Annotated in this window: 27 protein-coding genes; 9 read left to right on the top strand and 18 right to left on the bottom strand. The window is 71.2% G+C overall.

Translation table 11 applies throughout. The features are described 5' to 3' along the window. Nucleotides 1-19 precede the first annotated feature (19 nt). Both ACRX5S_RS08515 and ACRX5S_RS08510 read right to left on the bottom strand, forming a co-directional pair. Nucleotides 20-1459, bottom strand: coding sequence for a DUF2079 domain-containing protein (locus ACRX5S_RS08515; protein WP_436772167.1), 1440 nt, complete (start codon nucleotides 1457-1459; stop codon nucleotides 20-22). A 52-nt stretch (nucleotides 1460-1511) separates the two neighbouring features. Next, entirely contained in the window at nucleotides 1512-2324 is an 813-nt protein-coding gene (locus ACRX5S_RS08510; protein WP_436772166.1) for a DUF1838 family protein, read from the bottom strand. Between the two features lie 226 nt (nucleotides 2325-2550). Between ACRX5S_RS08510 and ACRX5S_RS08505 the strand changes: the two genes are divergently transcribed. Continuing rightward, nucleotides 2551-3360, top strand: a complete 810-nt coding sequence (locus ACRX5S_RS08505) for a cyclase family protein (protein WP_436772165.1) — start codon at nucleotides 2551-2553, stop codon at nucleotides 3358-3360. A 288-nt stretch (nucleotides 3361-3648) separates the two neighbouring features. Here ACRX5S_RS08505 and ACRX5S_RS08500 read toward each other — a convergent pair whose 3' ends face one another. The 3 genes from ACRX5S_RS08500 to ACRX5S_RS08490 all read right to left on the bottom strand — a co-directional run bounded on the left by ACRX5S_RS08500 (nucleotide 3649) and on the right by ACRX5S_RS08490 (nucleotide 5252). Next, nucleotides 3649-4386 (bottom strand): methyltransferase domain-containing protein, encoded by a 738-nt coding sequence (locus tag ACRX5S_RS08500; RefSeq protein ID WP_436772164.1) that lies wholly within the window; start codon nucleotides 4384-4386, stop codon nucleotides 3649-3651. Beyond that, complete coding sequence (locus ACRX5S_RS08495; protein ID WP_436772163.1) at nucleotides 4383-4736, bottom strand: ArsR/SmtB family transcription factor; 354 nt, start codon at nucleotides 4734-4736, stop codon at nucleotides 4383-4385. The genes ACRX5S_RS08500 and ACRX5S_RS08495 overlap by 4 nt, the downstream gene beginning before the upstream one ends. 153 nt (nucleotides 4737-4889) lie before the next feature. Next, nucleotides 4890-5252 (bottom strand): ArsR/SmtB family transcription factor, encoded by a 363-nt coding sequence (locus tag ACRX5S_RS08490; RefSeq protein WP_436772162.1) that lies wholly within the window; start codon nucleotides 5250-5252, stop codon nucleotides 4890-4892. 228 nt (nucleotides 5253-5480) lie between these two features. Between ACRX5S_RS08490 and ACRX5S_RS08485 the strand changes: the two genes are divergently transcribed. Then, nucleotides 5481-5654 carry a hypothetical protein gene (locus ACRX5S_RS08485; RefSeq protein WP_436772161.1) on the top strand — a complete coding sequence of 58 codons (174 nt, stop codon included), beginning with the start codon at nucleotides 5481-5483 and terminating at the stop codon, nucleotides 5652-5654. A 46-nt stretch (nucleotides 5655-5700) separates the two neighbouring features. Next, complete coding sequence (locus tag ACRX5S_RS08480; protein ID WP_436772160.1) at nucleotides 5701-6201, top strand: ArsI/CadI family heavy metal resistance metalloenzyme; 501 nt, start codon at nucleotides 5701-5703, stop codon at nucleotides 6199-6201. A 113-nt stretch (nucleotides 6202-6314) separates the two neighbouring features. Here the strand turns inward: ACRX5S_RS08480 and ACRX5S_RS08475 are convergent, their stop codons facing one another. Genes ACRX5S_RS08475 through ACRX5S_RS08465 form a run of 3 tightly spaced genes read right to left on the bottom strand, consistent with a single transcriptional unit; the run spans nucleotide 6315 to nucleotide 8153 of the window. Beyond that, nucleotides 6315-7157: a 1-aminocyclopropane-1-carboxylate deaminase/D-cysteine desulfhydrase gene (locus ACRX5S_RS08475; protein ID WP_436772159.1), complete on the bottom strand. Its 843-nt coding sequence runs from the start codon at nucleotides 7155-7157 to the stop codon at nucleotides 6315-6317. After that, nucleotides 7138-7320 (bottom strand): DUF397 domain-containing protein, encoded by a 183-nt coding sequence (locus ACRX5S_RS08470; protein WP_436772158.1) that lies wholly within the window; start codon nucleotides 7318-7320, stop codon nucleotides 7138-7140. The genes ACRX5S_RS08475 and ACRX5S_RS08470 overlap by 20 nt, the downstream gene beginning before the upstream one ends. Then, entirely contained in the window at nucleotides 7317-8153 is an 837-nt protein-coding gene (locus tag ACRX5S_RS08465) for a helix-turn-helix domain-containing protein (protein WP_436772157.1), read from the bottom strand. The genes ACRX5S_RS08470 and ACRX5S_RS08465 overlap by 4 nt, the downstream gene beginning before the upstream one ends. Nucleotides 8154-8346: 193 nt before the next feature. Here ACRX5S_RS08465 and ACRX5S_RS08460 point away from each other — a divergent pair, with 193 nt between their 5' ends. Then, nucleotides 8347-8820, top strand: coding sequence for an ATP-binding protein (locus ACRX5S_RS08460; RefSeq protein WP_436772156.1), 474 nt, complete (start codon nucleotides 8347-8349; stop codon nucleotides 8818-8820). Nucleotides 8821-8863: 43 nt separating this feature from the next. Continuing rightward, complete coding sequence (locus ACRX5S_RS08455) at nucleotides 8864-9937, top strand: serine/threonine-protein kinase (protein ID WP_436772155.1); 1074 nt, start codon at nucleotides 8864-8866, stop codon at nucleotides 9935-9937. Between the two features lie 25 nt (nucleotides 9938-9962). Here the strand turns inward: ACRX5S_RS08455 and ACRX5S_RS08450 are convergent, their stop codons facing one another. Both ACRX5S_RS08450 and ACRX5S_RS08445 read right to left on the bottom strand, forming a co-directional pair. Then, complete coding sequence (locus ACRX5S_RS08450; protein ID WP_436772154.1) at nucleotides 9963-10820, bottom strand: RNA polymerase sigma-70 factor; 858 nt, start codon at nucleotides 10818-10820, stop codon at nucleotides 9963-9965. A gap of 23 nt (nucleotides 10821-10843) precedes the next feature. After that, complete coding sequence (locus tag ACRX5S_RS08445) at nucleotides 10844-11755, bottom strand: NAD-dependent epimerase/dehydratase family protein (protein WP_436772153.1); 912 nt, start codon at nucleotides 11753-11755, stop codon at nucleotides 10844-10846. A 273-nt stretch (nucleotides 11756-12028) separates the two neighbouring features. Between ACRX5S_RS08445 and ACRX5S_RS08440 the strand changes: the two genes are divergently transcribed. Continuing rightward, nucleotides 12029-13438, top strand: coding sequence for an SPFH domain-containing protein (locus ACRX5S_RS08440; RefSeq protein ID WP_436772244.1), 1410 nt, complete (start codon nucleotides 12029-12031; stop codon nucleotides 13436-13438). Nucleotides 13439-13525: 87 nt separating this feature from the next. Here the strand turns inward: ACRX5S_RS08440 and ACRX5S_RS08435 are convergent, their stop codons facing one another. The 4 genes from ACRX5S_RS08435 to ACRX5S_RS08420 form a co-directional block, all read right to left on the bottom strand. Then, nucleotides 13526-14890: a chloride channel protein gene (locus ACRX5S_RS08435; protein ID WP_436772152.1), complete on the bottom strand. Its 1365-nt coding sequence runs from the start codon at nucleotides 14888-14890 to the stop codon at nucleotides 13526-13528. 150 nt (nucleotides 14891-15040) lie between these two features. Further along, complete coding sequence (locus tag ACRX5S_RS08430; RefSeq protein WP_436772151.1) at nucleotides 15041-15232, bottom strand: hypothetical protein; 192 nt, start codon at nucleotides 15230-15232, stop codon at nucleotides 15041-15043. Between the two features lie 183 nt (nucleotides 15233-15415). Next, a complete protein-coding gene (gene tenA / locus ACRX5S_RS08425) occupies nucleotides 15416-16078 on the bottom strand; it encodes a thiaminase II (protein WP_436772150.1) in 663 nt (220 codons plus the stop codon). A 169-nt stretch (nucleotides 16079-16247) separates the two neighbouring features. Beyond that, nucleotides 16248-16565: a cupin domain-containing protein gene (locus ACRX5S_RS08420; RefSeq protein WP_436772149.1), complete on the bottom strand. Its 318-nt coding sequence runs from the start codon at nucleotides 16563-16565 to the stop codon at nucleotides 16248-16250. A 123-nt stretch (nucleotides 16566-16688) separates the two neighbouring features. On the opposite strand from ACRX5S_RS08420, the gene ACRX5S_RS08415 reads away from it, so the two are divergent. The 3 genes from ACRX5S_RS08415 (at nucleotide 16689) to ACRX5S_RS08405 (ending at nucleotide 19451) form a co-directional block, all read left to right on the top strand. After that, the gene (locus tag ACRX5S_RS08415; protein ID WP_436772148.1) at nucleotides 16689-17063 is read left to right on the top strand and encodes a phage holin family protein; all 375 of its coding nucleotides are present in this window, start codon (nucleotides 16689-16691) and stop codon (nucleotides 17061-17063) included. A gap of 79 nt (nucleotides 17064-17142) precedes the next feature. Next, nucleotides 17143-18264 (top strand): cystathionine gamma-lyase, encoded by a 1122-nt coding sequence (locus ACRX5S_RS08410; RefSeq protein ID WP_436772147.1) that lies wholly within the window; start codon nucleotides 17143-17145, stop codon nucleotides 18262-18264. Nucleotides 18265-18554: 290 nt separating this feature from the next. After that, the gene (locus ACRX5S_RS08405) at nucleotides 18555-19451 is read left to right on the top strand and encodes a LysR family transcriptional regulator (RefSeq protein WP_436772146.1); all 897 of its coding nucleotides are present in this window, start codon (nucleotides 18555-18557) and stop codon (nucleotides 19449-19451) included. A gap of 100 nt (nucleotides 19452-19551) precedes the next feature. On the opposite strand, the gene ACRX5S_RS08400 is transcribed toward ACRX5S_RS08405, so the two are convergent. The 4 genes from ACRX5S_RS08400 to ACRX5S_RS08385 all read right to left on the bottom strand — a co-directional run. Continuing rightward, on the bottom strand, nucleotides 19552-20016 hold the full coding sequence (locus tag ACRX5S_RS08400) for an NUDIX domain-containing protein (RefSeq protein ID WP_436772145.1): 465 nt from the start codon (nucleotides 20014-20016) through the stop codon (nucleotides 19552-19554). 169 nt (nucleotides 20017-20185) lie between these two features. After that, complete coding sequence (locus ACRX5S_RS08395) at nucleotides 20186-20857, bottom strand: response regulator (RefSeq protein ID WP_436772144.1); 672 nt, start codon at nucleotides 20855-20857, stop codon at nucleotides 20186-20188. Then, nucleotides 20842-22233 (bottom strand): sensor histidine kinase, encoded by a 1392-nt coding sequence (locus ACRX5S_RS08390; RefSeq protein ID WP_436772143.1) that lies wholly within the window; start codon nucleotides 22231-22233, stop codon nucleotides 20842-20844. Before ACRX5S_RS08390 ends, ACRX5S_RS08395 begins: the two co-directional genes overlap by 16 nt. 31 nt (nucleotides 22234-22264) lie before the next feature. Further along, a partial coding sequence (locus ACRX5S_RS08385; protein ID WP_436772142.1) for an MMPL family transporter occupies nucleotides 22265-23376 on the bottom strand: 1112 nt, incomplete at its 5' end.

The raw sequence follows: 23376 nt of genomic DNA, 5'->3' as shown, positions 1-23376 counted from the left end.
GCGGCGGCGGCGGGCGTGCTCAGGCCACGCGTTCGAGGATGACGAACGTGTCCGCGAAGACGATCTCGTACACCGCGCCCGGGTGCCGGTCGGCGGCCTCCTGGACCAGCCGCTCGCGGGCCTCCTCGCCCCAGTCGTCCGGCTCGTTGACCGCGACGTAGTCCGGCACCACGCCGCCGGTCGCGCCGATCCAGAACACCCGGGCACGGGACGGGAGTTGCGAGATCAGCCCGAGATCGGTCTCGACCGTGGAACCCTTGGCCACCTTGTGCACCGCCGCGTTGGCGGCGGGAAGGCGCGGCGGGGTCTTGTACTCCTCGGGCTCGATGAGCCGCGACGCCGGCAGGAAGGCGCACAGCGCGAGCGACGCGCCCGCGACGCCGGCGGGGATGTTGCGCGCGTACGTCCGCAGCCACGGCCGCGGCGACTCGCCGGCGCGCTTGATGCCGTCCACGAGGGCGACGAAGACGATCGGCATCAGCACGGCGTTGTAGTGCCAGTCCTGGCCCCAGTGGTTCGGGGTGTCGGACAGCAGCCGCCAGGCGAGCGTGGGGACCGCGATGACCGCGACCGGCGAGCGCAGCGCGAGGAATCCGACCGCGCCGAACACCCACAGCAGCGTCTTGACCTTGATGAACGGCCACACCAGGTCCTTGGGGAAGCCCCCGAAGATACCGAAGAGCGAGCCGCCGCCCGCGCTCTTGCCCTGGTCGTACACGCCGTCCGGGTTGAGCGCCGGGATGAGGACATAGACCGTCAGCGCCATCGCCGCCGCGCCCGCGACCATCAGCACGGCACCCAGCCGCCACTGACGCTGGGTCAGCAGGTAGATGCCGACCGCCCCGACGGTGAGCGCGAGGTCTTCCTTGACCAGCAACAGCGGCAGACACCACAGGATCGCGGCGAGCCAGCGCCGCAGCAGCAGCTTCTCCAGCGTGAACGCGATGAGCGGTACGGCGAAGGCGATCTCGTGGAAGTCGAACTCGACCGCCCGCTGGATGCCCCAGGACAGGCCGTACGCGATGCCGACCGCGGTCCCGCGGGCCTCGCCGAGGAACCGGATGGCGATGCGTGTGACGGGGATGACGGCGACGGCGAACAGCAGCGCCTGCGCGAGCAGCAGCGTCACCGGCGACGGGAAGACACGGTACAGCGGTGCGAGGGTGACCAGGATCGGGCTGAAGTGGTCGCCGAGCTGGTTCATGCCCGGCTGCCGCACGTCCACGATCGGCGCGCCGAAGTGCGCGTACCCCTTGACCGCCTGCTCGAAGATCGCCAGGTCCCACGACGCGTTCTCGACGCGGCGGAAGCGCAGCAGCGATATCAGCGTGTAGGCGCCGAAGAACATGGTCGCCAGGATGTACGGCACGGGCTGCGCGACGATGTCCCGCGGCGGCCGGGCAGCGCCGGTCTCGCGCTGCCTCGGGATGGTCAGGGTTCCGATCCGCAACTGCTGCACACACGTTTGTCTCTCACGAGGGCAGCACTTGTCCACTTGGCGCGGATGACACTTACCCGAGGGGTTCGTTTCGCTTCCGGAAATAGGTCCAGCTGGTCTCGTTGGGCGCCGACCACTCCTCCGGAGCCCGGGCGAAACCGGGGTTCTGCGCGGCGACGTATTTGCGCAGGTGCTCGGGCAGATCGCCGTAGCCGCCGAGCTTCGTGCCGTGGCAGTGGAAGACGAGCCCGCCGGGCCGGTCGCCCATGCGCATCCACGGCAGCCACGGGGACAGCCGCGACCAGGAGAAGTGGCACGGCACCGAGGGCAGGTCGGCGCGGTCCAGGTCGGACCGGCGCGCGAAGAACTGGAACAGCTCGGCCGCGCGGTAGACGTCGTCCGCGGAGTTCTCCGGGTACTTCGCGACGGGCAACGGGGAGGGGTAGGCGAGCAGGATGTCCTGGCCCCAGACGACGTCGTCGCCGACCTCGGTGACCAGCGCCCGCCACGGGCCGCGCGGGCCGTCGAGCAGGAAGTCCATGTTCACCGGGTCGTTCCAGACGTGCAGCACGCCGCAGTCGTCCCCGGTGAAGGGGTTGGCCCAGTTCTCCAGGATCTCGCCGGTGCGCGGGTCCTGGTAGAACGCGGCCTCGCGGGCCAGGAAGCGGTGGCCGCCCTCGACCTCCTCGGTGCGCCCGATGTTGAAGCCCTCGAAGCGGAACAGGTGCCGGAAGTTCTCGCCGGGCGCCTGCGCGTGCACGTTCCCCGTCCACCACACGACGGTGTCCTCCGGCCCGAGGCTCGCTCTGGCCCGTACGAACGCCCTCAGGTTGTCGGCCGGTTGGGAGAGGTCGGGTCGGCTCGCTTCTTCGCTGTCGTGCGGCACAGGGCACCTCCGTGCGATCGGCGTTCCCCCCGCAGCCTACTGATCCCGGACGCCGTGTCGGCGGGCGTCGCGACGGGGCAGTGGACGACTTCCGAGGCGCCGGGCGCCGACGATCCCCAAACCGGTCGTCCGCAAGTGCTGAAGTGCGGCCGCTGTGCCGGTACGGTCGCGCTCCGGGGGAAACGGCATGTGACACCTTGCGGCGGCTTGCACAGAGGGAGAGCGCATGGCGTACATCGACGGGTACCAGTTGGCCGCGTCCCGCGTCCTCGACCTCGCGCAGCCGATGCGGAAGGGCATGCCGCAGTCGGCGAACCACCCGCCCTTCCGCATGTCGCTGGAGCGCAGGCACGGCGACTACGTCCGCACGGACGGGGGTTCGGCGGCCAACGAGATCATCGTCACCGGCGGCCACGTCGGCACCCATGTGGACGCCCTCGGCCATGTGTCGCAGGACGGCCTCGTGTACGGCGGGCTGGCCGCGTCCGACATCCAGAACCACCAGGGCCTGTCGGCGCTGGGCATCGACGCGTTCCCGCCGTACGTCGGCCGCGCGGTCGTCCTCGACATCCCGCGCCTGTACGGCGTGCGGGTGCTGCCCGCGGGCTACGAGATCACCGCGGACGACCTGTCCCGCGCCGAGGGCCTCGCCGGTTCCGACGTACGCCCGGGCCAGGCAGTCCTCATCGGCACCGGCTGGTCCCGCCTCTGGGACCAGTACGACCTCTTCACCGGCATGCGCGAAGGCGTCCCCGGCCCGGGCCCCGACGCCGCCCGCTGGCTGGCCTCCCGCCGCGTCCGCGTCGTCGGCGGCGAGACCCTCGCCTTCGAACGCATCGGCCCCGGCCTCGGCCACAGCACCCTGCCGGTCCACCGCATCCTTCTGGTGGAATCCGGCATCAACATCGTCGAGACGATGCGCCTGCACGAACTCCTCGACACCGGCCTCGGCGAATGCCTCCTGATCCTCGCGCCGCTTCCCATCGTCGGCGCCACCGGCGCGCCGGTGCGCCCCCTCGCCCTCATCCCGGCCTGACCGGCGCGCCCGGGGACGACTGGGTCCGCAGGTCAGCGGACGAGTAAGTGCCCTGTGTCATAGGGATGTTCAGGAGACATCACCGGGATGTCCGCGAGGGCCGGGTACGCCGCGGGCGGGCGATGACTGCCGACGTACTCGGCCGAGGCTGCGCGGACCAGGCTGCCGGGCCGCAGGGGCCGGTTGATCAGACGCGGTTGCTACGGCGTTCGGTCATGACGACGTCGCGCCAGGTGCCAGGGTGGCGGCAGAGGCGTTCGCGGGTGCCGCCGGTGCGGATGCCGGGTGTCATGGGCGCCTCGCGCGGACGATGGCGGCGTGCAGCCCGGGGCCGGCCTGGTGGGTGGCGGCGACGGTGATCTCGTCCAGGCCCGCGGCGGTGAGGAGTTCGGTGTACTCCTCGGCGGTGATCGCGGTGGTGCCGCAGCCGGTGGGGTCGACGTCGAGGGTGCGAGTGGCGTCGGTTTCGGCGATCAGGTCGCTGATGCCGAGCCGCCCGCCGGGTCGCAGGACGCGGGCGATCTCGCGGAAAACGGCGGCCTTGTCGATGGACAGCGTGATGACGCAGTTGGAGATCACCACGTCCACGCTTGCGTCCGGGAGCGGGACGTCCTCGATGCGGCCGTTGAGGAACTCCACGTTGGTGGCGCCGGCTTCGACGGCGTGCCGGCGGGCCAGGTCGAGCATCTCGTCGGTCATGTCCAGGCCGATCGCGCGCCCGGTCGGGCCGACGCGGCGGGCGGAGAGCAGGACGTCGACGCCTCCGCCGGATCCGAGGTCGAGGACGGTCTCGCCCTCGCGCAGGTCGGCGACGGCGAGCGGGTTCCCGCAGCCGAGGCTCGCCGCAGCCGCACCGATCGGAATCGCCTCGACGAAGTCGCCGTCCGCGTACAGGCCCGCTCCGAACCGGGCGGTCTCGCACGGGTCGACGAGGGTCTCGCCTGCCGCGGCGCGGGTGGCGGCGGACGCATAACGGTCGCGGACCTTGGCGACCGCGGCGGACCGTTCGGTGTGCTCGTCGCTCATGGCGTCTCCTCGCAAGGGACGGCCGACGGCTCGGGCGCGGGGTGGCCCATGACGGCGTCGGCGGCGGTCGGGAAGCAGGACAGGCAGTTCTCGTTGACGCGGTAGAACACGGAGGTGCCGCGTCGTTCCGCGAGGACGAACCGCACGTCGGCAAGCTGCTTGAGGTGGTGGGACACGGTCGACTGGCCGACCTCGGAGCGCTCGACGATCTCGCCGACGCTCATCGGCCGACGTTCGACGGCGAGCAGGTTGACCAGGCGAACCCTGGTCGGGTCGGCCAGCGCCTTGAACCAGGCGGCGTAGGTGGCGGCGGTGTCGGCGTCCAGGAGGCGCGGGCGTTTCTCATTCATCGTCAATCGACGATAGTCGATTAATAGGGCCGACGAAACCCCCGGCAGCATTTCCCGGGGCCGCGAGGTGGGATGGATCAACCGTCGGGCGAAAGAAGTTCGGCGAGCAGCGCGTGGATGCGGGTTACGTGAGTACGCCGTGCGGCCCGCGGATCAGCCTCGGCCGGCCAGCAGCCCCGAGAGCGCGGTGAGCGCGGCGGGCTCGGCCTTGTAGAACATCCAGCTCGCCTTGCGCCGGGCAGACACCAGCCCCGCTTCGCGCAGCTTCTTCAGGTGGTGGGACACCGTCGGCTGCGACACCCCCACGTCCGGCAGATCGCACACGCACGCCTCCCCGCCCTCGTGCGAGGCGATGAACGAGAAAAGTCGCAGCCGCACCGGGTCGCCCAGCGCCTTGAACATGGCCGCCAACCGCTCCGCGTCGACCGCGCCCAGCGGCTCGCTCGACAGCGGCGCGCAGCACGGGACCGCGTCCGCGACGGGGTCCAGGACCGGAAGCTCCCGAAGATTCGACATACGTCGATATTGACACCCGTCGAGCCCCTCGGCAAGCAGCTCCTGCCCCGCCACGTCCTCACCCTCATCCGCCCCACCCGAGCCGGACGGACGGATGGGCGAATGGACAGACCAGCTGATTCGACAAACACCGATATTGACAAGTGCCGAATCGAGAGGGATGCTCGAAGCACCACATAGACAGACGTCGAAACAGTGGCGTCGCCGCCGTCCGAAAAGGGGCACCCCATGCTCACCGCAGTCCGCCGCGCCGCCGCCACCATCGCCGCCCGTCGCGCACGCTCGGCGAGCCGCGGGTCGGTCACCTTCGACGAGGCGACCAGCCAGGTCTGCGACAACCGCTGCCGCGCCGCCGCGCAGTACGACCGCAACCGCACCGCCGCCATCTACGGCGCGTTCTAGACCCCGCACGACCGCGAACCACTCACCCAATCCGGAGGTACCCGTCATGTCCCGCGTTCAGCTCGCCCTCCGCGTCGCCGACCTCGACGCCTCGATCGCCTTCTACAGCAAGCTGTTCGGAACCGAGCCGGCCAAGCTGCGCGACGGCTACGCCAACTTCGCCGTCTCCGAGCCGCCGCTCAAGCTCGTCCTGATCCAGGGCACCGAGGGCGAGCCGACCGTCATGGACCATCTCGGCGTCGAGGTCGAGACCACCGACCAGGTCACCGCCGCCACCACCCGCCTCGCCGACGCCGGCCTCGCCACCGTCGAGGAGAACGACACCTCGTGTTGCTACGCCGTCCAGGACAAGGTCTGGGTACACGGCCCCGGCGCCGAGCCGTGGGAGGTCTACGTCGTCAAGGGCGACGCCGACCGGATGGCCAAGGACTCGGACTCCGCCTGCTGCCTGCCCGCCACCGAGTCCGGCGTCCCCCTGGCCGACGGCACCTCCGTCGGCGGCCTCATCGACCTCCAGCCCGCGAACACCGGCGGCTGCTGCGGCTGACCGCGCACAACCGGCCCGCGGTGGGGTGCGGGGCCCGGGCGGGCCGTGCACCCCACCGACGCGTCAGGCCCCGGTTCCCTCGGTCCGACGGCACCGATCTCGATCGGTGTTGATCAGCCGGTTTTTACGGCGACGATGTCGGTGCCCGGGGGGAATTCGCCGCGTTCGGCGGCTCGGGTGAGGCCGTGGAGCATCTTCCCGACGTAGATCTCATCGAGAGCGATGTCGTGGCGGTGGTCGAAGTCGGCGATGAACGCGCGCAGTTCGTGGGTGGTGCGGGCGTATCCGCCGCAGTGGGCGGAGTTGTCGACGCGCCAGTCGCCGCGGTTCTCGCCGTACGTCTGCCGCTGCAACTCCGCGACGTCGCGGGCCAGGAAGTCGCCCTTGAGGACGGCGTACCCGACCGCGGACTTGCCGGCCGGGAGCCCCGCGGCGATCCCGGCGAGCGTCCCCCCGGTCCCGCAGGGGACGGCGACGAGGTCGTACGGTACGTCGATCTCTGCCGGGAGTTCCGCGCATCCGCGCACGGCGGCAGGATTGCTGCCGCCTTCCGGAATGGCGAAGAAGTCGCCGTGCTGGGAGCGGAGTTCATCGAGGAACGCAGGCTCCGCCCGCCGCCGGTACGCTGCGCGGTCCACGAACACGAGCCGCATTCCACGCTCGGCGGCGTACGCCAGGGACGGGTTCAGCGGCTTGCCCGCCAGTTCGTCGCCGCGGATGACGCCAATGGTGGCGAACCCGTACAGCGCCCCGGCGGCCGCCGTCGCGCGGATGTGGTTCGAGTACGCCCCGCCGAAGGTCAGCAGCGTGCGGTGTCCGCTGTCGCGGGCCGCGGCCAGGTTGTACTTCAGCTTGCGGAACTTGTTGCCGGGCAGTTCGGGGTGGATGAGGTCGTCACGCATGATCCACAGCCGGAGCCCGCGCGCGGTGAAGCGCTCATCGTGCAGTTCGTGCAAGGAAGACCAGCCAGGAGTGGTGCGGTACCGCGATGTTGCCGTGGGAACGGTCCTTGCTGTCGCGGACGCCGGTCGCGGAGGTGAGGTCGGCGACCTCTACGCAGTCGGACGCCTGGGCACCACCCGAGTATGAGGACTTGCGCCAGACAGGTTGGGCGTTCACAGCTCTCGCAGCCTCGCTTGGATACGGACGAGCGTTTCCTCTGGTGACAACGCATGGGACTTCACATAGTCGATGTCCCTTTTGTAACGCCGCACTTCGTGTGCACGGTGATAGGCATTCAGCCCTCCCGCATGCTCGGTGTACGCGACGCTCGTCGCGTTGGCATCGAACTCGAACAGCAACAGTCCTCCGATCATGATGACGCTCTCGGTGGTCAACGGAACAAGCTGAAGAGTGACATTGGGTTGATGCCCAGCCTCAAGCAGGTGGGCAAGTTGCTGATGGAGGATGTCGACGCCCCCAAGCGGCGTCAGCAGCAGGGCCTCGCTCAGCACGGCATGGAGCTGCGTACCACCGTCAAGTACTCGACGGCGCCGCATCCGAAGCTCGACCAACGCCTCGACGTCGTCAGGGTCGGGAACTTGGGCAGACGCACCGAACACGGCCTGGGCATAGCCCGGTGACTGCAACAACCCTGGGAACGTCGCCATGTTGGCGGCCTGGATTCGCGATGCCTGCGACTCCAAGGCCAGGAACTCATCGAGAACCGTAGGCACGAGTCGGCCGTAGGACTGCCACCATTGGCCCTCCTCAGTCCGCTCCATCAGTTCGATCAAGTGCTCGCGCTGGTCCTCGGTCGCCTTGTAGAGGTCCGCAAGTACGTGCAGGTCGTGGAGGGTGAGCGTTACGTTGCCGCCTTCGAGGCGGATGACCTTCGTGTTGCTCCAAGAGCACGTCTTCGCCGTGCGAGCCTGCGTGAACCCCGCGGCCTCGCGCAGACGTTGCAGTTCCTTGCCAAGCTCCCGCCGCGCATAGGTGGGCACTACCGCCATCGCGTGGCACTCCCTCCGAACCGACATGTGCATCTGCATCCTGCCGCAGCGCCCGGGGTGGTCGCGACGGGTCGACTTTTCCGAGTCAGGTAGCGCGCCACGTGGCGAGCGACCTATCGTTTGGCTGTGATCGTGCGGTGACGCTCCGTTTCGTTCGCCTGCTTCAGCCTGCTCGCAGCCCAGGAGGCCGCACATGACAGCAGCTCTCGCCACGTCCGCCCCTGCCGAGCCTCCGGGTGGTCGTACGCTCCTCGATCGCGAGTTCCGAGCCGTACTCGCGCAGGTCCCCGCGATCCGCTCCGACGTACGTGCGCGGCTTCGTGAGGAGGCGTCGATCCCCGCGGCAACTGCGGACGACGCGTTAGCCGTGCTCGGCGAACTGATCGCGAACTCCTGCCTCCACGCCGCCGGTTCCACGGTCCGCGTACTCGTCGCCCTCATCGAGGACATCGGCATCCTCACCGGCGTCGTCCACGACGACGGGCCCGGGAGCATCACGCTGCCCTGCCCTCGAACCCGCCAAAGCCCCGACCGGGAAGGCGGATTCGGACTCGGGATCGTCACGGCGCTCGCCGACACCTGCGGTGCCCGACGTACACGCCACGGCAAAGAGGTCTACTTCGCCCTGCATCTGAACGACCGAGCCGTCCCCGACACGCGCGCATAGGATCGACTTCCGCCGCTTTGTCGCCCGCGCCGACGGAAGGTCGATGGCACGCAAAGGGAAAGACCCGCCCCTGCCCGCCCGGTTCGCCCCGCTGCGGGAGGTCGGTCGCGGCGCGACCGGCGGCGTGTGGGCGGCGCACGACCGGGTCCGCGGGCATGCAGTCGCGGTCAAGCTCCCAACTGGCAGATCCGCCGAGGAGTTGCAGAGGTTCGCGCAGGAGGGCCGCCTGATCACCGGGCTCCGGCACCCGAACATCGTGCGCGGGTTCGACTTCGACGCGACACCGGGCGGGGTGTACCTCTCGATGGAGGTCGTCCAAGGCCCGACGATGGCCGAAGTCCTGGAAAAGCAGGGACCGTTCACGCCGGAGCAGACGGCCTTCGTCGGCGCGCAACTGGCGTCCGCACTCCGGACCGTCCACGAGGCCGGCTGGATCCACCGGGACATCGACACGGGCAACGTGCTGATCGAACCGGGCAACCGCCCAAAACTGATCGACTTCGGGGTCGCGGCCCCCATCGACACGCGCGAACCGGACTGGGCGCCCCGGGAGTACACGCCGGGGTACGCCGCCCCCGAGCGCGTACCGTCCGAACTCGGCGGGATGGCGCACGGCGGCCCCGCGACCGATTTGTACTCGCTCGGCGTCGTGATGCACGAGATGGCCACCGGGCGCCCGGTGTTCCCGGGGCGCCCCCGCCGGCGGCTGGCCCGTCAGCAGCGCGAGACACCGCCCAGGCTGAGCCAGGTCGTCCCCGGCGTCCCCCGGGAACTGAGCGACGTCGTCGCCCAGTTGCTGTCACGGGAGTACGCCCGGCGCCCGCAGTCGGCCCAGGAGGTTCTGGACCGACTCTCGGCCGTCGCCGACGGACCGGCCAGGCCCGCGGCGGCGCCCCGCAGCCAGGCCACGGGCAAGTCACCGGGCAGGTCCCCTGATCCGCCGGGCACCACGACGGTGACGAGCCGACCCGCCGACTTCCCCGGCGTCATCGGCCTCACCCGCGTCGACGCCAACCCCGTGCAGAGGCCACCGGGTCCGTCGCCCGCCCCACGCACACAGGGCCAGGGACCCGGGGTCGGCCAAGCACGCAAATCCACGCGCGACTTCGAGCGCTGACCGTTCAGGTCCGTGCTCACCCCGACTACCCCTGAAGGCCCCGCAGCTTGCCCGGGTTGAGGGCCATCCGGATCGCCGTGATGCGGCCCTCCGCGGACGCCTCGAAGTTGATCGCGCCGATGTTCATGCCGCCGAGCGTGAGCAGCAGCCCCAGTTCGCCGTTGATTTCCGCGACGTGCATCTCGACGCCCTGCGACTCCGGCTTCGCGAGCACGCCGAGCAGCCAGCGGGCGACGTGGTCGGGACCGTGCAGCGGGCGGAGGGCGGCGGTGACGACGCCGCCGCCGTCGGACCACGAGGTCACGTCCGGGGCGAGCAGCGCCAGCACACTGTTGAGGTCGCCGCCCGCGCAGGCCTCTCGGAACTTGTCGGCGATCTCCCGCTGTTCGGCCGCGTCGGCGGTGAAGCGCGGGCGACGCGCCTGCACATGCTCGCGGGCGCGGTGCGCTTGCTGCCGGACCGTGGCCTCCGACTTGCCGATGGCCTCGGCGATCTCGGCGTGCGAGTAACCGAAGACCTCGCGCAGCATGAAGACCGCGCGCTCGGTCGGGGTCAGGGTCTCCAGCACGACCAGCACCGCCATGGAGACGGTGTCCGCCAACTCGGCCTCCTCGGCCACGTCGGGTGAGGTGAGGATCGGCTCGGGGAGCCAGGGGCCGACGTACGCCTCCCGTGCCACCTGCGCCGACGTGAGGCGGTTGAGGCTCAGATTGGTGACCGTGCGCACGAGGTAGGCCTTGGGGTGCTCCACCGCGGAGCGGTCGGCCTGGTTCCACTTGAGCCAGGCGTCCTGCACGATGTCCTCGGCATCGGCGACGCTGCCCAGCATCCGGTACGCCGTGCCGAACAGCAGGCGCCGGTGCTCCTCGAAGACGTCGGTCATGGGCCCCACCGTCGCACCGGAGATCACGCCGCGGCAAGGGCGCGCAGGCCCTCCGCGGAATCCGGGTACCGCGGCTCCCACCCCAGTTCGTCCCTGGCCTTGGCGTTGTCGACGCGCATGCTGGTCGTGGCCACGCGGTAGGCGTACGACATCGGCCGCATCATCAGCGCCGGCACCTGCATCGGCCGCGGCGTCCCGAACACCTCTGCGACCTCGCGCACATGCTCGCCGAACCCCCTCGGCACGTCGTCGACGATGTTGTACGCCTCCCCGGCCCGGCCGCCCTCGACCGCCCTTGCCACGGCCTCCCCCGCGTCCGCGAGGTGCAGCCACGGCAGGACGCGCCCCTGGTCGGCGACGGCGGGCAACTGCTTCGCGCGCAGCAGGTCCACGACGCCTTCGGTGCCGCCCGGCCCGTACAGGAAACCGAGGCGCAGCGCGATGCCCTCGATGCCCTGGGTGCCGAGCATCATGCTCTCCTTCACGCGCACGGCCTCGACGTGCCGCGCCACGGCCCGGTCCGCCGGGGCACCGAAGACGTCGTCCTCGGTGACGACGTGGTCTCCGAAGTCGCGGTAGCCGTAACCGAAGACCGTCGACTCGGCGACGACCCGCCGCGCGCCGACCTCTTTGGCCGCCTCCATGAGGTTGCGCGTGCCGAGGACGCGCAGGTCGTCGGTCGCGAACATGTCGCGGTGGCGCATGGGCGCCTCGCGCAGCGCGGTGGCCGCGTGCACGACCGCGTCGACCTCCAGCCCGTCGACGGCGCGCATCAGCCCGTCGCGGTCCAGCAGGTCGGCGATCACGTCGGCGTCGGGGGCGCGGCCCAGTCCGATGACGTGGTACCCCGCGTGTGACAGTGCCTCGGCTATGTGTCTGCCGAGGACTCCGCTCGCTCCTGCCAGCAGCACGTTCTTGATGTCGGTCATGGCCATGGGACAAACACTCCCGGTCCGAAGTGACAGTTCCAATTGTGACCCCGGTCACATCGCGCCCGATGCCGCAGAGGGATCTCCATCGATCTTCCAATCCGCCGTGGTCGTAACGGACTTCCCCCTTGGAGGGGGATGTGGCGGGGAGCACACTCCAAATCGACGCACCGCACAGTGAGCGTGCAGTCCGCCGGTCAGCGGTGTGCGAGAGGGGGAAGCCTTGTGACCATCGGGATCATCGTGGCGGCAGTGGTCCTGCTGCTGGCCGTCGTGATCATGTTCAAGATGATGTGGCGGGTCGCCGAGCCGAACGAGGCGCTGCTGATCTCCGGTTCCCGGCACCGGACGGAAGGGCTCGGCGAAGGACTCGGCTTCCGGATCGTCACCGGCCGCGGCACCCTCGTCCTGCCCGGCGTGCAGGCCGTACGCAAGCTCTCGCTCGACCTCAACGCCGCCGACCTCGCGGTCGAGTGCGTCACCCAGCAGGGCATCCCGGTGCACCTGCGCGGCGTGGTGATCTTCAAGGTCGGGGACGACTACATCTCGATCGCGAACGCCGCGCGCCGCTTCCTCGACCAGCAGAAGGCCATGGTCGACCGCGTGCACAACGTCTTCGCGGGACACCTGCGCTCGATCGTCGGCGGGCTCACCGTCGAGGACCTGATCCGCGAGCGCGAGAAGCTGACCGAGCAGACGCGAGCGTCCTCGGGTGCCGAGATGGAGAAGCTCGGGCTGATCATCGACTCCCTCCAGATCCAGGAAATCCTGGATCCAACCGGCTACATCGAGAACCTGGCCCGCCCGCACGCCGCCGCGGTGCAGCGGGACGCCCGCATCGCACAGGCGCTCGCGGACCGCATGGCGACCGAGGCGGAGCAGGAGGCGGAGGCGCGCAAGGCCGAGGCGACGCGCGACAGTTGGCTGCAACGCACCGGCTACCAGGCCGAGATGGACAAGGCCGCGGCCGAGTCCAAGCAGGCCGGGCCGCTCGCCGACGCGGCGGCGCGCCAGCAGGTCATCGTGCAGGAGACCCGTGCCGCGGAGTTGGAGGCCCAGCGGCGCGAGCAGCAGTTGCAGGTGGACGTACGCAAGCCCGCGGACGCCCAGGCGTACCAGACCCGCACCGTCGCGGAGGCCGAGCGCGACGCGCGCATCTCGGCCGCGCAGGCGCAGGCGCGCGAGACGGAACTGAAGGCGGCGGCCGAGGCGACCCGGGTGCGCACGGCGGCCGAGGCCGAGGCCGAGGCCGCCAAGGTGCACGGCATGGCGCAGGCCGAGGCGACCCGTGCCATCGGCACCGCGCAGGCGGACGCAGACCAGGCGCGCGGCATGGCCGCCGCCGAGGCCGCAAAGGCGCTCGGTCTCGCGGAGGCCGCCGCGATCCACGCCCGTGCGGAGGCACTGCGCGACAACCAGGACGCGGTCATCGCCCAGCAGTTGGCGGAGAACTGGCCGGAGATCGTGCGGGCCGGTGCCGAGGCGTTCGGCAACGTCGACCACATGGTGCTGCTGAACGGCGCGGACGGGATGTCGGACATGTTCGCCAAGGCGCTCACCATGGGCGGCACCGGGCTCGGTCTCGCACGGCAGTTGCTGGCGTCCATGAACACGGCCCCGGAGAACGGCGCGGCGCCGAAGAACGGCACGCCCGTCGCGCCGGTGAAGCTGGACGCCGAGGGGGCTTGACCGGCGGCCCTCGGAGCCGTGCCCGCGTTGCCCGGATGACGTACCGCTCCGGTCGCACCGCCCCTGACCCGCCGCACGCGCGGTGGGTCAGGGGCGGCTGCCGTTGTCCTTGGACGGGTCCGTGGCGGCCACCGCCTGCGTCTCCGGCGCCTCCTCGGTGCCCGTGCCGGTCAGGCGGTCGACGGCGACGACGGTCAGCAGTGCGGTGACCGACGAGATCACCAGGATCGGCATCAGGTCGCCCGCCTCGCTGCCGAGCAGCGCGGCGGCCAGGACGATGGCGGTGATCGGCAGGCGGGTCGCGGCGACCCCGGCCGCGCAGAGGCCGGCCGCCAGTGCCGGGGCCATGCCGAAACCGGGCAGCGCGCCGCACGCGATGCCGACCGCGGCGCCGATCATGATTGCCGGGAAGATCGGCCCGCCCCGCAGGCTGCCGAGCGCGATTCCCCAGCCCACGACCTTGGCGGCGACGAGCGCGACGAGGGCCAGGACCGCCCAGTCCCCGGGATCGGCGGCCAGCAGTCCGACCGTGCCCTGCCCGGACAGCGCGGCTTCCTCCGGCGAACGATCGGTGGCCAGCGCGTACCCGGTGATGCAGACGCCGACGGCGATCGCGCACGCGAGGATGCGCGGGCCGGAGAGCCCGGTCCAGCGCTCGCTGCGGCGTCCGAGCCCGAGGCCCGCGACGACCAGGAGGGCGACCAGCGCGGCCATCGGAATGCCCCATAGGAAGTCGCCCGCGTCCGGGAGCCCCGCGGACGGCTTGCTCGGCAGTTCCAGGGCGCCGACCTCAAGCCCCGTCCAGTGCCCGAAGCCGGTGAACACCAGGGCACCCACGCCGCTGGCCAGCAGGCAGGGCACGATCAACACGACCCGGGCCGGACCCGCGAGGGCCACGCTTTCCAGGATCATGACCGCCGGGATCAGCGGACTGCCGAAGATCGTGCTGATGCCCGCCGTGGAGCCGGCGGTCCCGAGCACCGCGGCGGCCTGCGGGTGGGCGGTCCGCCGCGCGGCGGGAAGTGCGAGCAGCGCCACGGCACTTCCCAGCGCCATCAGCGGGGCCTCGGGGCCGAGCATCACCCCGAGCGGCAGGCAGGCCAGCGCGGCGAGCGCGACGCCGGGCGCCTCGCGCGGCAGCGTGGGCGCCCCGCCCAGCCCGTGCACGGGTACGTGCCCCCCGGCCCCCGGCAGCCGCGTGATGACGGGCACCGCGAGCAGGCCCGCGAGGGCGAGGGTCGGCAGACCCCACCACCACGGCGCGCGGTCGTAGCCGAGGGCGTCGGGGGCGGACTCCCAGATCCAGTGCTGGAGTTCGTGCACGAGGCCGACGAACCCGAAGGCGACGAGCGAGACCGGGATGCCGACCAGCGCCGACACGAGCAGCAGTCGCAGGACCGCGGGATCGGTGAGGAGGTGTTGGAGCGGCCTGGGCTGCTGCGACTCGCTCATACAGGGATCCGTCCGTCCGATCCACCGCCCACCGCGGCGTGCCCGTGGCGGCAGTAAATCAGACATTCATCATGAATCCCCTGATATACCCCGAGTTTTCTCGTCGGCGACCGGTCCGGTGTCCGCGCGGCGCTCCGGCGGACGCGGGTCTCAGCGGGTCATCTGGCGGTCGCGCGTGGTGCTGCCTATCAGGGCGACGAACCCGATCACGATGATCGAGCCGACCAGCAGTTTGACGATGAAGCCCAGGAACGCACCGATGATCCAGATCAGCAGCGCGGCGATCGCGAGCAGAACGGCGGCCGGTACGCCGATGCGCAGCCACGCGGGTACGGCACCCATGGCATCCCCCACATGAAGTCGCGGACGGTTCGCCGGCGGTGGACCCGCCGGCCGGGCACTCGTCATCTGCCCGTGACCGACGACGTCACACCTACCCCATCCGGTTCCCGCGCCGGGCGTCCTTTCCCGTACGGGGACCCGGAGTTCGGAGCCTCCCGGGGCGAACCCGCCGGGCGCCGTGGATCAGACCGGCCAGGCCTCGCGGCGCCAGGCGGCGTCCCAGAACATCCACTCGTAGCGCGACGTCGTCACGAAGTGCGCGATCACCTTCGTGCGCTCGGCGGCCGACAGCTCGGCGCCGACGCGGTCGGTCAGATCGAGCACGGCGCGGACCGTCGCCTGGAACTCCTCGTCGCCGTACGTCGCGATCCAGCGCGCGTACAGCGGGTCCGGCGACGACTTCTCCAACAGCGCCTCGCCCACGCGCGCGTAGATCCAGTAGCACGGGAGCACCGCGCCGAGGCCCTCGGCGAAGGATCCGCCGTACACGGTGGCCAGCAGGTAGCTCGTGTACGCGCGGGTCGTGGGCAGCACCGGCTCGGCGGCCGCCTGCGCGGCGGAGCTGCCGTACGCCGCCATGAACTCCGCGTGCATGGCCTGCTCGGCGGCGATGGCCCCGGCGGCGTCGGCGGCGAACTGCCGCACGGCGTTCTCGTCCGGCGCCTTGGCCGCGCACACCGCGAGGGCGCGGGCGTAGTCGCGCAGGTAGTGCGAGTCCTGGACGACGTAGTGCCGGAACGCCTCGGGCGGCAACGAGCCGTCGGTCAGGCCCTGGAGGAAGGGGTGGGCCAGGATCTCCGCGTAGACGTCGTCGATCGCCGACCACAACTCGTCGCGGAACGCCACTGTTCTGCCCCTCTCCCTGCCTGCCGCCGTCCGGTTCACCCTAACCGGGTGGGGTCCGGGGGCGGCGGGCCGGGCGCGGAATCGAGGGCGCGGAATCGAGCCGAGGCGTCGGGGCTCGGGTTTCGGGCCGCGGACGGCGTCCCGCAGGTAAGCGGTTCGGCCCGCCGCGTCACGACTCCGGTGGCGAGAAGAAGACCAGCACGCGCAGCGGCTCGGTGATGCGCTGGAAGCGGTGCTCGACCCCGGCCGGGACGAAGATCACGCTGCCCCGCGCGACGTCGGTGACCTCGGTGCCGACCGTCAGGGCCGCCCGGCCGCTGATGACCACGTACACCTCGTCCTGCCCGTGCGGCTTCTGGGTGTCGACCTCGCCGGGCTCCAGGGCGTACAGGCCCATGGAGAAGTGCCGCTCGTTGAGGAAGCGCAGGTAGGCACCCCGCTCCTGGGCCCGCTCCAGGTCGAGGTCGTCGAGTCGGAACGCCTTCACGCCGGGTGTCTCCTCACGGACCGTGGCCCCCGCGGGGCCGTTGCGTGCCGAACATACGACACAGCCGGACAGCGTGGCGTCCGTCTCCTCCCAACAGAAGGCGCGACCTGACACGATGCGGACATGAAGAGCCTCCTCATCAAGCTGATCGTCAACGCGGCGGCCATCTGGATCACCGCCGTGGTCCTGGACGGTGTGAACATCACCGGCGACTCGTGGGGCGACAAGGCCCTCACGGTGCTTTTCGTCGCGCTGATCTTCGGTGGCATCAACATCGTGATCAAGCCGATCGTGAAGCTGTTCTCCCTCCCGCTGTTCATCCTCACGCTCGGCCTGATCACTTTCGTGATCAACGCCCTGATGTTGTGGCTGACCTCGTACGTGTCCGGAAAGCTCGATCTGAGCTTCCACGTCGAAGGCTTCTGGCCGGCGCTGCTGGGTGCCCTCGTGGTCTCGCTCGTCAGCTGGTTCCTCAACCTGATCCTGGACCGCGACTGACGGTTCGGTTGGATGTTTCACGTGAAACTTCGCACGGACGGGTGACGAAACCGGTGGCGGTTCGGACTGGAGGAGCGACATGACCTCAGAAGGCACGCGTGCGGTACATGCCGGACTTCCTGAGGTTCGTCCGGGAGGACCGTTCGGCTCCAGTCCGGTATTCGCCAGTACATTCCACTTGAGCGGCGATCCTGACGGTCCCTACCAATACGGGCGGCTTGCGAACCCGACCTGGGTCGCGCTCGAAGCGGCCGTCGGCGAGCTCGAAGGCGCCGCGGCCACCGTGACGTTCGCGTCCGGCATGGCGGCGGTCTCCGGGACGCTGCTCGCGCTCGCGGAGCCCGGGGCGACGGTCGTCCTGCCGTCCGACGGCTACCCGGCCACGCGCTCGGTCGGCGACCACCTGGCCGCGCGCGGCGTCACGGTACGCCTGGCCCCGACCGCCGGCGACGCCCTGCCCGCGGCGGTGCGCGGGGCCGACCTGGTGTGGCTGGAGACGCCGTCCAACCCCGGCCTCGACGTCTGCGACATCGCACGGATCTGCGAACTCGCCCGCGCCGAAGGCGCCTTGGTCGCCGTCGACAACACGCTCGCGACGCCGCTCGGCCAGAACCCGCTTGCGCTCGGCGCCGATCTGTCGGTGGCCAGCGGCACCAAGGCACTGACCGGGCACAGCGACGTCCTGCTCGGCTACGTCGCCTGCGCGGACCCCGAGATCGCCGAACGCGTGCGCTCTTGGCGCACGTTGACCGGCGGCATCCCCGGGCCGATGGAGGCCTGGCTGGCGCACCGCTCGCTCGCGACACTGCACCTGCGCGTCGACCGGCAGGCGGCCAACGCCCTTGCCCTGGCGACCTGGTTGCGCGGTCGCCCCGAGGTGGCGGACGTGCGGCATCCCGGCCTCGCCGAGGACCCCGCGCACGCCGTCGCCGTCCGGCAAATGCGCAGGTACGGCTGTGTGGTGGCGTTCACCCTGCCGGACCGCGAGCACGCCGAACGCTTCCTCGACGCACTTCAACTCACCGCCGTGGCCACCAGTTTCGGGGCCACGCACAGCATGGCCGAACGGCGCGGCCGCTGGCCGGGCGAGAGCGTCCCGCCGGGCTTCGTCCGCTTCTCGGTGGGTTGCGAGGACACCGACGACCTCGTCGCCGACGTCGCACAGGCGCTCGACGCGGCGCTCGGGAAGGTTGACGGCTGACCTGCTCGGCGCCGAGCAGGTCGGAACGGAAGCCGCGCGCGGCCGCGCATCGGGCAGCCACGCGGAAGGTGCCTCGGGAAGCATCTCGGAAGGTGCCCCGTCACAAGATCACGTCAACCCTCGACGGTTTCCGGTCATTACCCCAGGATCCGGTGCACAACGACTTGTTCGCGCCTGCGGGCGCGTCAAGGATGACACTGGCCCCGTGCGGGGCCGACACTTCATGAGGGTGCTGCACGCGGATCCCGCACCGGGGCCGCGGGGGCGGGTCCGGACGGCGAGGGGGGTCAGTGGATCTGACGTTGCTGCGCACGTTCCTGGCGGTGCACCGGGCAGGATCGTTCACCCGGGCCGCGCACCTGCTCGACCTGTCGCAGCCCGCGATCACCGCGCAGATCCGCAGCCTGGAGAAGCAGGTCGGACGCCAGCTCTTCCAGCGCCTCCCACGCGGCGTGACGCCGACCACCGTCGCCGACGAACTGGCCGCCAAACTCGCGCCGCACCTCGACGCGCTGGAGGAGATCACCGCCCGCGACGTGCTGGGCACCGACCCCCTCCAGCACACCGTGCACCTCGCCGGACCGCCCGAGGTCACCGGCCGACGCGTACTGCCCGCGCTCGCCGACCTGGTACGCCGGGGCCTGCGCCTGCGCGTGACCCTCGGCGCCGGGGACGACCTGCTCGCCGGACTCGCCGCGGCCCGGCACGACATCGTGGTCTCGGACGTGCGGCCGCGCGGCCGCGGCATCTCGTCCACGCCGCTCGCGGACGAGGAGTACGTCCTCGTCGGCGCCCCGCGCTGGGCCGAGCTGCTGCCCCGGGGCCGAATAGAGGCAGGCGGCCCGAGCGCCCTCGACGGCGCGCCGCTCATCAGCGACAACGAGGAGCAGCCCCTCGTCGAGCGCTACTGGGCCAGCGTGTTCGACACCAAGCCCACCTCGCCGGCGGGGCTGGTCGTCCCCGACCTGCGCGCGGTGCTCGACTGCGTGCGCGCGGGCGCAGGCATCGCCGTCCTGCCGCGCTACCTGTGCGCGGACGCGCTGGCCGACACGTCGCTCGTGGCCCTGCTGGAGCCGGAGATCCCGCCGCTCAGCACGCTGTTCCTCGCGGTGCGCACCGGCGAGCTCAGCCGCCCGCATCTGGCGCAGTTGCACGCCCGGCTGGTCGCGCGCGCCGCCGGGTGGTGACGCGCGCGTGGTGACGGGCGCGCGGTGACACGCAGGCAATGCGGCGGCCCGCGCGTAACGCCGTGCGGGCCCCCGCGGCCTTGTGCGCGGGTGGTGGCTCCTACTGGAGGTCTCGGGCCAGCAGGCTCAGCACGCCCTCGATGTTCGCGGTCAGGTAGGCCGCGAGCGTCGCGGGCACGACGTCGACCGTGGCCAGCCCCTCGGGCGTGAACGGCACGCGCACCACCTCGTACGCGCCGTTCGGCTCCTCGACCTCCGGCCCGTGCCGCAGCCCCGGATCGATCGACTCCAGACGGCACGCGAAGAAGTGCTGCACCTTCACCCCGCCGCCCGGCTCCGGCACGGTGTCGACGAACGCCGGTACGCTCCCGGCGAGTTTCGCGCCCAGCTCCTCCAGCACCTCGCGCCGCAGGCCCTCCGCGACCGTCGTGTCCCCCGGCTCGACACCGCCTCCCGGGGTGATCCAGTACGGCGTGCGCCCCGGCTTGGTGCGCTTGATCAGGATCAGCCGGTCCTCGTCGTCGAGCAGGATCGCGCGAGCCGTCCGTTTGACCACTTCCCGCATGGGTGCTCCAAGGCTGTCCGGGGTGTACCTGAACGGATCATTCCGATCCGCGGCCCGATTCATGCCTGGACAAGCTGCCTCGACGGATGTGTGGCACCGGGCGGGCGCGCCGTCCCGCCGTTCGGCCCGAACCCGCGGCCCGCGGCCCCGGCCTGTGCTCCGGTCCCGTTCAGCCCGCCTGCGGCCCCGGGCGTACCACGCCCGACTCGTAGGCGATCACCACCAGTTGCGCGCGGTCGCGCGCCCCCAGCTTCACCATCGCCCGGCTGACGTGCGTCTTCGCGGTCAGCGGCGACACGAACAGGTGCTCGGCGATCTCGTCGTTGCTCATCCCCGACGCCACCAGCGCCAGGACCTCGCGCTCCCGGTCGGTGAGCGCGGTCAGCCGGTCGGGCGCCGCCACCTTCGGCTCGGGCTGCGCGAGAAACCGGCTCACCAGCGCCCGCGTGGCACCCGGCGACAGCAGCGACTCACCGGACGCGACCGTCTTGATGGCGCGCAGCAGGTCGGCCGGCTCGGTGTCCTTCACCAGGAAGCCGCTGGCCCCCGCCCGCAGCGCCTCGAAGACGTAGTCGTCGACCTCGAATGTGGTCAGCACCAGCACCTTCACCCCGGCCAGGTCCTCGTCGCCGACGATCCGACGGGTCGCCTCCAGGCCGTCCATCTCGGGCATCCGGATGTCCATCAGGACGACGTCGGCCCGCGTCTCGCGCGCCATCTTCACCGCCTCGGCACCGGTCGCGGCCTCGCCCACCACCTCCAGCTCGGGATCCGAGCCGATCAGCACCTTGAACCCCGCACGGACCAGCGACTGGTCGTCCGCGATCAGCACCCGGACCATTTGCTTCCCTCCGTAGACTTCGGACGCGCCGGTCCCCCGGCCGCGATGGGCGGATTTTCGGTCGGCAGCTCGGCCGTCACCAGGAACCCGCGTTCTCCGCCGCGCGGTCCGACGCCCAGCGTCCCGCCCACCGCGGCGGCGCGCTCGCGCATGCCGAGCACGCCGTGGCCCGTACCGTGCCCGGCCCCGTCCGCGGCGGCCTCGCCGGACGGCTCGGGGGTGACCCCCAGTCCGTTGTCGGCGACCTCCAGGCGTACCGAATGGGCCTGGTAGATGATGCGGACCGTGGCCTCGGCCCCCGGGCCGGCGTGCTTGACCGCGTTGGTCAGCGACTCCTGCACGATGCGGTACAGCGCGAGGCCGACCGGCGCGGGCAGCGTCCGCTGCTCGCCGGTCACCTGCAACAGCACCGGCAGCCCGGCGGTACGGAACGACGCGACCAGCGACCCGATGCCCTCCGCACCCGGCATCGGCTCGGTCGGGTTGTCGGTGTCGCCGTCCTGCCGCAGCACGCCGAGCGTCGTCCGCAGCTCCGCGAGCGCGTCGCGGCTGGCCTCCTTGATGTGCACGAGCGCCTGCTTCGCCTGCCCCGAGTCCTGGTCGATGACGTGCGCGGCGACCCCGGCCTGGATGTTGATCATGGCGATGCTGTGCGCGACCACGTCGTGCAGCTCGCGCGCGATGCGCATGCGCTCGGCGGTGACGCGCCGGCGCGCCTCCTCCTCGCGCTCCCGGTCCGCCCGGGCGAGGCGGGCCTGCACCTCGGCCCAGTACGCCCGCTTCGCGCGTACCGCCTCCCCCACCGCGACCGGCAGGAAGAGCCACACCGCGGACAGGTAGTTCTCCGGCCGCAGGAACGCCGTGCCGAGGACCGTCAGCCGGATCACCGTGTGGCCCACCGCGACCGCGGAGGCGATCCACAGCGACCGGCGCAGCCCCTCGCGCGACGCGACCGTGTACATGGCCAGCAGGGTCGGGATCAGGATCGAGCCCTCGCGCCCGTCGGCCATGAGGTAGGCGAACTGGCCGAGTTCGGTGAGCGCCAGCACCAGCAGGGGATGACGGCGACGCACCAGGAGCGGCAGGCAGGTCACGACGGCGAGCGTCAGGTTGAACGCGTTCGGGTGGCCGATCATCTGCCGGTGCTCGTTGGGCTGGGCGAGCGCCCCGCCGATCACCGCGCAGATCGTGAGGCCGGTCAGCAGGACGTCCGACACCCACGGATGGACGCGCAGCACGCGCAGCCGCTCGGCCCACGGGCTGCCGATCCGGTGCGCGACGGACGCCGGCGCGGGCTCGAACGCGACGGCCGTCCCGGGCGCGGGCGCGGGACGGCCCCGCGCGGCGTCGCGCACGGGGCCGTCCTGCTGCTGCATCACTTCTCCTCGGAGTACTTCACACTGCGGATCAACGCCCCCCGCCGACGAGCACCGGCTCGCGGTCCTCCTCGCCCCGGCCCCCGTGTCCGGAATCGGGCCGGTCGCCGTGGCCGGGCCACCAGGCGGCGTGCCCGACCAGCGCGGTGACCGCGGGCACCAGGAACATCGACATCACGAACGCGGAGATGCAGATGCCCGCGGAGACCGCGAAACCCATCTCCGTCATCATGCTGATTCCCGCGAACATCAGGGAGGCGAACGTCCCCGCAAGGATGACACCCGCGGCGGCCACCGAGGGACCGGCGTGCTCGACCGCCAGCGCGGCGGCCTGGCGCGGCTCGTTCCCTTCCTTCGCCTCCTCGCGCAATCGGGCGACCATGAGGATGTTGTAGTCGGTGCCGATGGCGACCACGAACATGTAGATCATGATCGGCAGCATGAACATCACGCCCGCGTGGTCCAGCATCATCTGGAACACGAACACCGTCGCGCCCAGCGTCGCGGCGTAGCCGAGGACCACCGCCAGCATCAGGTACCACGGCGCCACCACGCTGCGCAGCAACAGGCCCAGGATCAGCGCGATCAGCAGTCCGGCCACCGGGAAGATGACCTTCATATCGTGGTTGGTCGCCTCGCGGACGTCCGTGAACGCGGCCGTCGCACCGCCCACCAGCACGTCGGTGCCGGCCGGGGCCGCCCGGTCGGCGGCGTCCCGCAGCGGGTCGATCGTGTCGAGGGCCTTGTTGGTGTACGGGCTCTCCTCCAGGACGAGCTTGATCTCCGCCGCCATGCCGTCCCGGCTGAACTTCACGTGCCCGGCACCCGGGTCGTCCGGGTTGACCTGGTTGACGTCGCCGACGCCCGCCGCCTTCTCCAGGTCCAGCGCGAAGCGCTCCACCTCCGGCTGGTTCAGCGGCGCGCCGTTGGTGGACTTGACGTAGACCTGCGTCGGGTTCAGCGTTCCGGCCGGGAAGCCGGTCTGCATGTCCTTCATCGCCTTGGCCGACTCGGTGTCGCTCGGCAACTGGCTGATCTGGTCGTAGTCCGCCTTGAAGCCCAGCACACCGGACGCCAGTGCGAGCATGATCGCGCCGGACACCACCGCCACGCCGACCGGTCGGCGGCCGACCAGCTTGCCCA

Origin of the sequence: Yinghuangia sp. YIM S09857 (assembly GCF_051388915.1) — a bacterium.
Classification (GTDB): domain Bacteria; phylum Actinomycetota; class Actinomycetes; order Streptomycetales; family Streptomycetaceae; genus Yinghuangia.
Note: the sequence above shows the minus strand (reverse complement) of the source record. Positions and strands in the feature narration are given on the sequence as shown.

Coding starts and splice junctions, on each gene's coding strand:
- ACRX5S_RS08505 (WP_436772165.1), top strand. CDS start 2,551: ATGGCGTACATCGACGGGTACCAGTTGGCCGCGTCCCGCGTCCTCGAC.
- ACRX5S_RS08500 (WP_436772164.1), bottom strand. CDS start 4,386: ATGAGCGACGAGCACACCGAACGGTCCGCCGCGGTCGCCAAGGTCCGC.
- ACRX5S_RS08495 (WP_436772163.1), bottom strand. CDS start 4,736: ATGAATGAGAAACGCCCGCGCCTCCTGGACGCCGACACCGCCGCCACC.
- ACRX5S_RS08490 (WP_436772162.1), bottom strand. CDS start 5,252: ATGTCGAATCTTCGGGAGCTTCCGGTCCTGGACCCCGTCGCGGACGCG.
- ACRX5S_RS08485 (WP_436772161.1), top strand. CDS start 5,481: ATGCTCACCGCAGTCCGCCGCGCCGCCGCCACCATCGCCGCCCGTCGC.
- ACRX5S_RS08480 (WP_436772160.1), top strand. CDS start 5,701: ATGTCCCGCGTTCAGCTCGCCCTCCGCGTCGCCGACCTCGACGCCTCG.
- ACRX5S_RS08465 (WP_436772157.1), bottom strand. CDS start 8,153: ATGGCGGTAGTGCCCACCTATGCGCGGCGGGAGCTTGGCAAGGAACTG.
- ACRX5S_RS08460 (WP_436772156.1), top strand. CDS start 8,347: ATGACAGCAGCTCTCGCCACGTCCGCCCCTGCCGAGCCTCCGGGTGGT.
- ACRX5S_RS08455 (WP_436772155.1), top strand. CDS start 8,864: ATGGCACGCAAAGGGAAAGACCCGCCCCTGCCCGCCCGGTTCGCCCCG.
- ACRX5S_RS08450 (WP_436772154.1), bottom strand. CDS start 10,820: ATGACCGACGTCTTCGAGGAGCACCGGCGCCTGCTGTTCGGCACGGCG.
- ACRX5S_RS08445 (WP_436772153.1), bottom strand. CDS start 11,755: ATGGCCATGACCGACATCAAGAACGTGCTGCTGGCAGGAGCGAGCGGA.
- ACRX5S_RS08440 (WP_436772244.1), top strand. CDS start 12,029: ATGTTCAAGATGATGTGGCGGGTCGCCGAGCCGAACGAGGCGCTGCTG.
- ACRX5S_RS08435 (WP_436772152.1), bottom strand. CDS start 14,890: ATGAGCGAGTCGCAGCAGCCCAGGCCGCTCCAACACCTCCTCACCGAT.
- ACRX5S_RS08430 (WP_436772151.1), bottom strand. CDS start 15,232: ATGGGTGCCGTACCCGCGTGGCTGCGCATCGGCGTACCGGCCGCCGTT.
- ACRX5S_RS08415 (WP_436772148.1), top strand. CDS start 16,689: ATGAAGAGCCTCCTCATCAAGCTGATCGTCAACGCGGCGGCCATCTGG.
- ACRX5S_RS08410 (WP_436772147.1), top strand. CDS start 17,143: ATGACCTCAGAAGGCACGCGTGCGGTACATGCCGGACTTCCTGAGGTT.
- ACRX5S_RS08400 (WP_436772145.1), bottom strand. CDS start 20,016: ATGCGGGAAGTGGTCAAACGGACGGCTCGCGCGATCCTGCTCGACGAC.
- ACRX5S_RS08395 (WP_436772144.1), bottom strand. CDS start 20,857: ATGGTCCGGGTGCTGATCGCGGACGACCAGTCGCTGGTCCGTGCGGGG.
- ACRX5S_RS08390 (WP_436772143.1), bottom strand. CDS start 22,233: ATGCAGCAGCAGGACGGCCCCGTGCGCGACGCCGCGCGGGGCCGTCCC.